The sequence below is a fragment of the Ancrocorticia sp. genome, assembly GCF_052089425.1.
Taxonomy (GTDB): domain Bacteria; phylum Actinomycetota; class Actinomycetes; order Actinomycetales; family Actinomycetaceae; genus Ancrocorticia.
The window spans coordinates 1-9,731 of the sequence record NZ_JBQCZW010000039.1 but is presented as its reverse complement, the minus strand read 5'-3'; the positions used below and the strand labels follow the sequence as shown (position 1 = coordinate 9,731).

9 protein-coding genes are annotated in these 9,731 nt (G+C 62.1%); 4 read left to right on the top strand and 5 right to left on the bottom strand.

Annotation, left to right across the window (positions count from 1 at the left end):
• The 4 genes from ACTHV6_RS10300 to cysS all read right to left on the bottom strand — a co-directional run.
• The coding region (locus ACTHV6_RS10300) for a uracil-xanthine permease family protein (RefSeq protein WP_441387426.1) at positions 1–1,406 on the bottom strand (1,406 nt) is incomplete at its 3' end.
• A 269-nt stretch (positions 1,407–1,675) separates the two neighbouring features.
• Positions 1,676–3,040 (bottom strand): hypothetical protein, encoded by a 1,365-nt coding sequence (locus tag ACTHV6_RS10295; RefSeq protein WP_441387425.1) that lies wholly within the window; start codon positions 3,038–3,040, stop codon positions 1,676–1,678.
• 13 nt (positions 3,041–3,053) lie between these two features.
• Positions 3,054–4,025: a 23S rRNA (guanosine(2251)-2'-O)-methyltransferase RlmB gene (rlmB, locus tag ACTHV6_RS10290; protein ID WP_441387424.1), complete on the bottom strand. Its 972-nt coding sequence runs from the start codon at positions 4,023–4,025 to the stop codon at positions 3,054–3,056.
• Entirely contained in the window at positions 4,025–5,452 is a 1,428-nt protein-coding gene (gene cysS, locus ACTHV6_RS10285) for a cysteine--tRNA ligase (RefSeq protein WP_441387423.1), read from the bottom strand. The genes rlmB and cysS overlap by 1 nt, the downstream gene beginning before the upstream one ends.
• A 186-nt stretch (positions 5,453–5,638) precedes the next feature.
• Here cysS and ACTHV6_RS10280 point away from each other — a divergent pair, with 186 nt between their 5' ends.
• Both ACTHV6_RS10280 and ACTHV6_RS10275 read left to right on the top strand, forming a co-directional pair.
• On the top strand, positions 5,639–6,058 hold the full coding sequence (locus ACTHV6_RS10280) for a hypothetical protein (protein ID WP_441387422.1): 420 nt from the start codon (positions 5,639–5,641) through the stop codon (positions 6,056–6,058).
• Positions 6,059–6,159: 101 nt separating this feature from the next.
• Positions 6,160–7,572: an MFS transporter gene (locus ACTHV6_RS10275; RefSeq protein ID WP_441387421.1), complete on the top strand. Its 1,413-nt coding sequence runs from the start codon at positions 6,160–6,162 to the stop codon at positions 7,570–7,572.
• A 69-nt stretch (positions 7,573–7,641) separates the two neighbouring features.
• Here the strand turns inward: ACTHV6_RS10275 and ispF are convergent, their stop codons facing one another.
• The gene (gene ispF, locus ACTHV6_RS10270; RefSeq protein ID WP_441387419.1) at positions 7,642–8,121 is read right to left on the bottom strand and encodes a 2-C-methyl-D-erythritol 2,4-cyclodiphosphate synthase; all 480 of its coding nucleotides are present in this window, start codon (positions 8,119–8,121) and stop codon (positions 7,642–7,644) included.
• 183 nt (positions 8,122–8,304) lie between these two features.
• Between ispF and ACTHV6_RS10265 the strand changes: the two genes are divergently transcribed.
• Entirely contained in the window at positions 8,305–8,859 is a 555-nt protein-coding gene (locus tag ACTHV6_RS10265; protein WP_441387418.1) for an HXXEE domain-containing protein, read from the top strand.
• Between the two features lie 67 nt (positions 8,860–8,926).
• Entirely contained in the window at positions 8,927–9,535 is a 609-nt protein-coding gene (locus ACTHV6_RS10260) for a class I SAM-dependent methyltransferase (protein WP_441387417.1), read from the top strand.
• The last annotated feature ends 196 nt before the right edge of the window (positions 9,536–9,731 follow it).

Below are 9,731 nucleotides of genomic sequence, written 5' to 3'. Positions count from 1 at the left end.
GAGTCACCGGCCCCGCTCTTCTTCCCAACGCGGCGCCACCACCCGTAGTTGTGCTCGCGCACAAGGGAGTGTTCCTCGATCTCGGTTCCCGCGGGCGCGGAGGCAGGGGACGGCGATTCGAGAGATGTCCCGCGCCAGCGCGAAATGGTCCGCATGAAGTGGTACAGCAGGATGGCGCCAAAGGAGCCAAGTGCGATTCCCTCAAACACCATGTCGCCCCAGTGCCACGTATAGTTCGCGATAGCGATCACCATAGCGATGGCAGCGGTGTTGAGGTTGACGGGATCGGAGAAATCCACCTTGTTCTGCACCCAGATGCGCACACCCAGCATGCCGATCATCCCGTACAAAATGGTGGCGGCACCGCCAAGAACGCCGGGAGGAATCGTGGCAACGATCTGCCCGAACTTGGGGAACATGGACAGCCCGAGTGCGCAGAAGGCCGCAACCATATAGGCCGCGGTGGAGTACACCTTGGTGGCGGCCATAACGCCGATGTTCTCAGCATAGGTGGTGGTTCCAGAACCGCCACCGCTGCCCGCAAACATCGTGGAAACACCATCTGCGAATAGCGCGCGCCCGGTCAGATCGTCCAGATCGCGCCCCGTCATAGCGGACACAGATTTCACGTGCCCCACATTTTCGGCAACCAGCACCAGAACAACGGGGATGAACAGGCCAAGCAGGGTGAGATCGAAGGCGAGTGGATGGAACTCGGGCACGCCCACCCAGTCAGCGCCGGAGATGGCATCAAAGTTCACTTCGCCTCGCACAACGGCAACGAAGTAGCCGAACAGCACACCAAACAGAATGGACAGACGCCCGATAATGCCCTTGAACAGTACGGTCACCAGCAGCACGCCCGCGATGGTGGCGATGGCGGTCACGGGGGCGGCCTTCACGTTGTTCCACGCAGCAGGCGCAAGATTGAAACCGATCAAGGCCACGATCGTTCCCGTGACCACCGGCGGCATGAGCTTATCGATCCATCTGGATCCAGCGAAGTGAACAATCAGGCCCACGATCGCCAGCGCGAGTCCGGCTGACACGATGCCGCCCTGCGCCAAGCTCATCCGATGCGGATCGATCGGCACCCCAGAATCGAGAGTGTAGCCCGTCACGGCACCGATCGGCGCGATCAGCGCGAACGAGGAACCGAGGTAGCTAGGCAGGCGCCCCGAAGTGATCCCGATGAACAGGAGGGTGCCAATTCCGGTGAAAAACAGAGTAGTTGAGGGATTGAACCCCGTGAGCAGCGGGACGAGGAACGTGGCGCCAAACATCGCCACCACGTGCTGCGCTCCGATGCCAATGGTTGCTGGCCACGAGAGGCGTTCGTCCGGTTGGACTACCTCCCCTGGCGCGATATGCTTTCCGTCTCCGTGTAGTTTCCATGCCTTGGCCAAGAGTGCCTCCAGATGTGTGCCTTGGCCGCCCGGTCCGCCGAGCGCCCGGCCTATACTAGAAAGCTGGCTCCGCTTTTTTCGCCCCGGGTTCACGTGATGGACTAGCGCGGTCCATCATTCGATATTTTTCCGACGACGACGGCTCCCTCCGTCCGCACCCAACCTCACGTTCAAACGGCGCGATGACGCCCTTATCCCGCCCATACCTCCCTAGCGGTTGGGGGACTGGGGGTTGGTGGCTTCGCCGTCGTCGTTAATAAACTCACGTACTAGGCTGGCGTATCCGCGGAATCCGCGGACGAATTACTCCACGGCAAAAGCCCCTCGTATTCGAGGGCGGCCTGGACCCACTGGGTAGTGATGATGCGGGTGGCGGCATCAAGCAAAAGCGCGCCGCCAATCGCGGCGAAAACCTTGCCGCGCTTCTTGGACCAATTTTTCGCCGCCGCGACGATCGCAACGGAACCGGCGCCGGCCTGAACCGAAGCGAAGGCCTCCATGACGTGGGGATGATCCAGATAGAGCTTGCGGAAAACCCGCCAAAACTCGGGCGTGGCGCGGCCACGGCCAGATACCTCGTAGGCCACTGTGGTCTGGAAACGCTCGCCGAACGGTTTAGGTTCGAACACGATGGCGCCGGGAATTAGCCGGGCCTCAAGCAGGCCATCCAAGCAATCGGCCACCTCATCGGGCAGGCCCACCGCGGATGTCAGGGCGCGCGGGGCGTCCTCAGCGGGGCCCAGCAGGGCGCGGCGAACGGCGTCCGCATCCACATCGTGAAGGTCACCTACCAAGCGAGTGACGAAGGCGCCCGCCCCCAGCTGATCGTGAGCGAAGGTGGCAGCCGTTTCGCTCGTGGCAACCCACGGGACATCCGCGAGCGAATAATCCCAGTCCCACGCGAGGCGTGAGTTACCGTGACGAACTACGAGCACCGGGGAATCCAAGCCGCTCGGATCCGTGGACAAAAGAATGACGAACTCCGGAGAACCGGGCGAGACGCGCCCGGGCATGCGGTTATCCGCGAGAACCGCCTTTGTCTCGCCAGAATCGAAGGCGGCGATCGGGGAACCGAGGGTGGCGGCGAATCTGGGGAGTTCGGCGAAGGAAAGATCAGAGAGCAGGAGCATCGGGCCCTCCGGGAGATCCGGAAGCGTCCCCTCAACGCCTTCTTCGTCCAGCCCGGGCGTCAGATCCGCTTCCGTGCGGGAGGCTGACGGGGCGGAATCCGTTGATGGAGATGACGCTGCCGATGGGGTGGGGGTGGAGGGAGGCAGGGCCGGCTGGTAGGCGGGATCGTGGACATCCCATGCCACATCCACTTCGCCCAGATCAATGTTTCCCCACGCAACGTGGCCAGCGATCTCGATCTGGACCTTCCGCAGGGATTTATCCATCTGCTCAACGAGGTCCGCAACCGAGGGGCCAGGAACAATCAGGTCCTCAGCCTCATTCAACGTGGCCACGCGGCGGCGCCTGCCCGTTACAGCCAGCTCTACTTCATAGGTGTCTCCCGCATCGATGCCACGGGCAATGATCTTATGATCGGCGAAAAACTGCTCGATGCTCTGCACGCTCGCAAGCTTGCGATCGAACCGGTAAATCTCACCGCGGACTGGACGCCATGAAGCCATGATGCCTCGATTCCTATTCTGCTGCCTTGCGCAGCATGTCGATCTGGTAAAGAGCTATTCCCGTGGCTACCGCCGCGTTGAGTGATTCAAGATCGCGGGCGATCGGGATGGAGGCGATAACATCGCACGTTTCGCGGGTCAGGCGGGCAAGGCCCTTTCCTTCCGAACCGGTGACCAGCACGAGCGGCATGTCCGCCACCGTCAGCTCGCCGATCTCCGTATCGCCGCCGCCGTCCAGCCCCACCACGAAGTAGCCCGCCTTCTTCAAGAATTCGAGTGAGCGGACCAAGTTGGTTTCGCGCGCCACCGGCACGCGGGCGGCCGCGCCTGCGGATACCTTCCACACGGTGGCATTCACTCCGGCCGAGCGGCGCTCCGGGATGAGGATACCGTCCGCGCTGAAGGCGCTAGCCGAACGCATGACGGCACCGAGGTTGTGCGGGTCCGTCACCGAATCCAGCGCCACGATGAGGCCCGGGGCCTCGCTCACGTTGCCGCGAGTGACCAGATCATCTAGAGCGGCATAGGTGTAGGGCGGAACCTCGATGGCTACGCCTTGATGCACGGCCTCATCCGTCATGCGATCAAGCTCGGATCGCGAAACCTCGAGGAGTGGGGCGCCCAAGGCTGTTGCCGTGCGAACCACTTCTCCCACACGTTCGTCAGATACAGCCGATCCGATCATGAATACGCGGGTAAGCGGGATTCCCGAGCGGACGGCCTCGATCACCGGGTTGCGGCCGGCGATGAGCTCGTGACCCTCGGGAAGCTGGAGGCCGGGGCGCAGGGCACGGGAGGTGGCGCGGGATTCGGCTGCACGCTTGGCGCTTTCGGCCGCCTGCTTCTTCTTATATGCAGGGTGATACGTGCGGTTTTCCGCCTTGGGCGTGGGGCCCTTGCCCTCAAGCCTGCGCCGGTTGTTTCCGCCGGAGCCCTTCTGAGCGCCCTTCTTGCCTTTTGGGCGGCTTGTACGATTATCTGCCATTAACGTCCCTCCACGTGCCAGTTGGCACCTTCTGCCGAATCTTCAACGGCGATACCGGCTGCTTGCAGGGAATCGCGCAGAGCATCAGCGCGCGCCCAATCCTTCGATGCGCGAGCTGCTGCTCGATCCTCCAGAACGTTGGTAACCAAGGCATCCAGAGCATCGTGAGTCTTGTCCGTCGCGGCGGTTCCGCGCCACGGTTCTGCCAGCGGATCAAGGCCGAGTACGTCCAGCATGGCGCGCACCTCGCGCTGGGCCGTGGTGGTAGCCAGATCGTCACGTGCGGACAGGGCGTTGTTGCCGGCCGTCACCGTTTCGTGAATCACCGCGAGCGCAGCGGACACGTTCAGATCATCGTCCATTGCGGCAACGAAATCTTCTGGGAGATCTGCGGCGGTGATGGAGGCGATTTCTGCTTCAGGGATCTCTCCCACAGCGGAGACAGCGCGCTCCACGAAGCCCGAGAGACGCTCCCACACAGCCGCAGCCTCCGTGAGCGTTTCGGGCGAGTAAGCCACCGTTGAACGGTATTGGACCGTGCCCAGCGCGAGGCGAAGGATCACCGGGGGAACATCCTTGATGATGTTCTCCACGATCAGGGAGTTTCCGAGCGATTTGCTCATCTTCTCGCCCTCGATCGTCACCCACGCGTTGTGCATCCAGTAGCGGGCGAAGCCCCGGCCCGCGGCGTGGGACTGTGCCTGCTCATTCTCGTGATGCGGGAAGCGCAGATCGATACCGCCGCCGTGGATATCGAAAGTCTCTCCCAGATAGCGGCCAGACATCGCGGAGCACTCAATGTGCCAGCCCGGGCGGCCCTTGCCCCACGGGGAATCCCATGCGGCCGTTTCCGGCTCACCTAGCTTGGGCGCCTTCCACAAGGCAAAATCGTGCGGGCTGCGCTTGTCCGACTCCATGTCAGTTTCATCCACCACCATGTTGGCGACCAACTGGTGAGTAAGCGAGCCGTAATCCTTTAGGGAGGCCACATCGAAGTACACGTTGCCGGGATCGCCCACGTAGGCGTGACCCGCCGCGATGATCTCCTGAATGAGAGAGATCATCTGGGGAATGTGGCCGGTTGCGCGCGGCTCATAGGTTGGCGGGATGAGGCCGAGGGTGCGGTATGCCTTGGCGAACTCCTGCTCAAACCTGTAGGCCCACGCCCACCACGGCTGACCGGCCTCTGCCGATTTGGCGAGGATTTTATCGTCAATGTCCGTGACGTTGCGGACCATCGTGACCTCATAGCCCGAACGGCGCAGCCACCGTACCAACACATCGAAGGCCACAGCCGAGCGAATATGCCCGATATGGGGCGCGCCCTGCACGGTGGCGCCGCAGAGGTATACGCCAACCTTCCCCGGTGTTAAGGGAACGAATTCGCGTTGGGTCCGCGTGGCAGAATCATAAATCGTGAGGCTCACGCCCTTAGCCTATCGTCTGAGGCCACCCGCGGCATTATTCGGACGCCGCCGTTTCATCACCATTTCGCGGAATGCCCGCCTTCCGAAGGAGAAGCCACTCCTACTTTCGTCGGATGTGATCGCCCCTGACCTGTGAGAGACTCTCTTTCAACGGATCTACGGCGATCAGACAGCGAGGCCATGACGATGCCACTTTTCAAACTTTTGAGAGATACAGCGTTGGCTGCTTTAGTGGGCGCCGTCCTTTTAGGCAAGATCACCGGCCAGCCGATATCTGCGTGGATCGGCGCGCTGCTGGGTGCCCTCTTCTTGATTCCACGTTGGGTTGGCTTCTTTACGAAAGGGACCAGCCCCGATCAGAACCAGTCAGGGGATTCGGAGGACGATTGGAGAGAAAACCCTCTCGCCCTCATCGGCTTCACGATTCTGACAGTGTTCTTCTGGACGATGGTTGTGGGCATCTCGAAGAACATGCCACCTGCATGGGTTGGCGCGATCATCGGGGGGATCGTGTGCGTCCCGGATTGGGTAAGGCTTTGGCGACGACGACGGGTGGTTCCGGACGTTCGGGAGGCACCGTCGTCGTCGATCTCCTCAACTCCCTAACCGGCCACTAGGCCTCCCCCGACCACTCCACACCGTTCCTCTTGGGCCGGCGCCGCCGCGTTCTCGAAGCAGTGTGGGAGGGACGCGCTAGGCTGTGGCCCATGAGCACTGACGCATCCACCCACGATGAGACCGAGGTGCCCCCTCAGTTTGATCCACTCGATAAGCCACAACCGGCGAAACAGGGCAATTTCCTCACCCCGGCGGTCTGGCGATGGGCGATGTGGGACTGGGGATCGGCGGCGTTTAATGCCGTTGTGACCACCTTCGTGTTCGCCACGTATCTGACAAATGCGGACCTGTTCGGGCCTGACGCCAACTCGTATTTGGGCTGGGTGCTAGCCGCCGCTGGGCTGTTCGTTGCGATCATCGCCCCGGCCGTTGGCCAGTGGACCGATCGGACAGGCAAGCGCAACACCACGCTCACATGGGCCACCGTGGGGGTTGTGATCATCGTGGCGCTGTTGTTCTTCGTTGAGCCCGATGGTGGCGGCGGATTCATGTGGCTCGGGCTGATCCTGCTGGCGCTCGGCAACATCATCTTCGAAACCGGCTCCGTGGTATACAACTCCACCGTCTCAGACATTTCCACGAAGAAGAACGTGGGGCGCGTGTCCGGATTCGGCTGGGGCATGGGGTATGTGGGCGGAATCGTGCTGCTGGCGATCCTATACGTGGGCTTCATAGCGCCCGACGTGGGATGGTTTGGCGTCACCAGCGAAACCGGCATGAACATTCGCGTATCCATGGTGATCGCCGCCTTCTGGTTCCTGCTGTCCGCACTCCCGCTCATGATCAAGGGCGAAGATCGCACGCCCACTGGGGACCAAACGCACGGCATCATCGATGCCTACCGGCAGGTCATTCGGTCCATCGTGCGGTTCTGGCGCACCGACCGATCCGTCGTGTGGTTCCTCATTTCCTCCGCCATCTACCGCGACGGACTGGCCGGAGTGTTCTCATTCGGAGGCGTTCTCGCGGCTGCGGCTTTCGGGTTTGCGGCCGATCAAGTGTTGATCTTCGGGATCGCAGCCAACGTGGTGGCGGGCATCGCGACCATCGTGTTTGGACGGCTCGATGATGCGCGAGGGTCACGCGCCGTGATCCTTCTGTGCTTGGGGACCATGGTGACCGTTGCCTTCATCATCTTCTTCGCGCACGCTGGCATCAACCTTGGACCGATCCAGCTCACCCCAACCGCCATGTTCTGGATCTTCGGCCTGATCCTGTGCGTGTTCGTGGGGCCAACACAATCCGCATCGCGCACCTATCTCGCGCGCATCGCTCCAGAAGGGGCCGAAGGCGAACTGTTCGGCCTGTACGCCACCACCGGGCGCGCCGTGTCCTTCCTTTCGCCATTCATGTACTCCACGTCCATCACCCTAGGTGCGGCCGTGCTGGGGATCTCGCGCGCCGACGCCGCCTACTTCGGCATCCTCGGGATCGTGCTGGTGCTGCTGGTTGGGCTGTTAGCGTTCATTCCGGTCAAGGCGCAGAAACGGGCAAGCGCTTAGGTGGGCGATGGGGCACTCAACCGGCTGGGCGCACTCAACCCGCTCGGCCCATCACTTCGCCTGCCCCTCTTAGTCTGCGCGAGTCACGAGCGCCGTGGCGATCGCGGCCAGCCCTTCGCTGCGCCCGGTAAATCCGAGATGATCTGTGGTAGTGGCGCTGATGCTCACAGGAGCCCCGGCCACCGCGGTCATGGTGGCTTCTGCCTCCGCTTTGCGCGGGAGGAACCGCGGGCGTTGGCCGATGATCTGAATCGAAATGTTGGAGATACTCCATCCTTCGGCGCGAACCATGCGGATTGCTTCGCCCAGAAGCTCGGCGCCGGACGCTCCCGCCCACTCCGGGCGATCCGTGCCAAACGCGGTTCCTAGATCCCCGACGCCGCTGGCGATCAGCACCGCATCGCACGCCGCGTGCGCCGCAACGTCGGCATCCGAGTGGCCTTCAAGCGCCCGCTCCCCCGGCCATTGAAGGCATGCCAGAGCGAGCACACGATCCTCATCATCACTGAAAGCGTGCACATCAACGCCCGTACCCACCCGAATATCCATGGGGGCTATCCTACCTTTGGCATTGCGAGGCGCACCGCCGCCCGCCAGATTCGGCCAGCTTCGAAACGTTCTGGGAACACCGCTCACCGGAGGCAAAGGCGTGGCGTGGGCTCCGCCGTCGTCGGAAAAGGACGACTATTCCGCCTCACTTCACAGCGCAACGCCAGAAAGTAGAATCTCCGTATGAGATCCAAAGGGCCCGCTACCCTACTTATCGCGTGGATAGTTCATGACGTCGAAGAAGCGATAACCTTCCCCGCAACCTGCGAGAAATTGGCGCAGCGAACTGGAATTGGGGCGCTGCGGATGGACCACCGTCAATCGTGGCTCGCGGTGGGGCTGATGGGCGTTCTCGTATCGTTCGGGTGTAGATCTGGGCGCAAGGCAGCGGGCGGTTCTGCGCTCTACCGTGCGGTAGTCGCCGGACTCGAGGGCCATGTAGCTACTCACCTGCTCGCGTCCGCGGCGCAGCGCGGTTACACGGCAGGTGCCGTGTCAGCTGTACTTGTGATGTGGCCGGGCGCATTTCTTGCCCGGCGCGAGCTTGACCGGCAAGGATTCGCCTTGAACAGCGGTGATTATGCGAGAGGTGCCGCGCTCCTCGTGCCATCCGCTGCCCTGTCCCATGTCCTTGCGCGGCTCGTTTTACCCTGCCCGCGACACGGACGACGCGGACCTGTACGCGGAGCTGCGCGCGGACCTAGACTCGGACCTGCACGCGGAACCCGAGCAAGTTAAACGATCCGATACTCCCGCCTGTGACAAAAGGAGGGCGACCGCATAAGAGAGGCACGGTGGCCGATCGATGACAGCTGAAACGATACGCAGCGCCTACTCTGCGCGGTCGGTTGAATATACGGCGTTGCTGGGCGAGATTGATGCGATGGCCGAGGAGGATCGGCGCACGATCGCTAGCTGGGCAGCGACGCTCGACGGCCCCGCCGTGGACGCCGGTTGCGGGCCAGGACACTGGACGGCCTTCCTTCACGCGCTGGGTGTAAAAGTTACAGGTATCGACCTCATACCCGAATTCATTGACAGCGCGGCGGCTCGATTTCCAGAAACACACTTTCACGTTGGCGATTTCACGTCACTACGCCTCAGCGATGGTTCACTCGACGGGATATTGAGCTGGTACTCCGTGATTCACTCGGAGCCGGAGCAGCTACCCGTCATCCTCCGCGAATTCGCACGCTGCCTACACCCCGGCGGTACGCTCCTCCTCGGATTCTTCGAAGGGCCCCGCGTCGAGCCATTCCCGCATGCTGTCGTGACCGCCTACTTCTACCCTGTGAACACAATGAAGAGTCTGCTCGAACGGGCAGGTTTCGAAGTTCTGGAAACTCACGCTCGCACGAGTCCTGAACACCGTCCCCATGGCGCGATTGTGGCGCGGCGACTGATTCCAACTTAGTAGGTTTTTCCGACGACGACGGCGGGGCCTTCCGTCCGCACCAGCGCTTGCTTTGGGTGGTGGTTGCGTTCGTTCGGGGGCTATTGGTGACCCATGGTGAAACGTATGGCGATACTGGCACCCCATATCAGTGCTCGCACCACCACGACCGTTCTTCGAGGCATTCACTGGCACCGCATTCCTCGTGGTGTCCCCA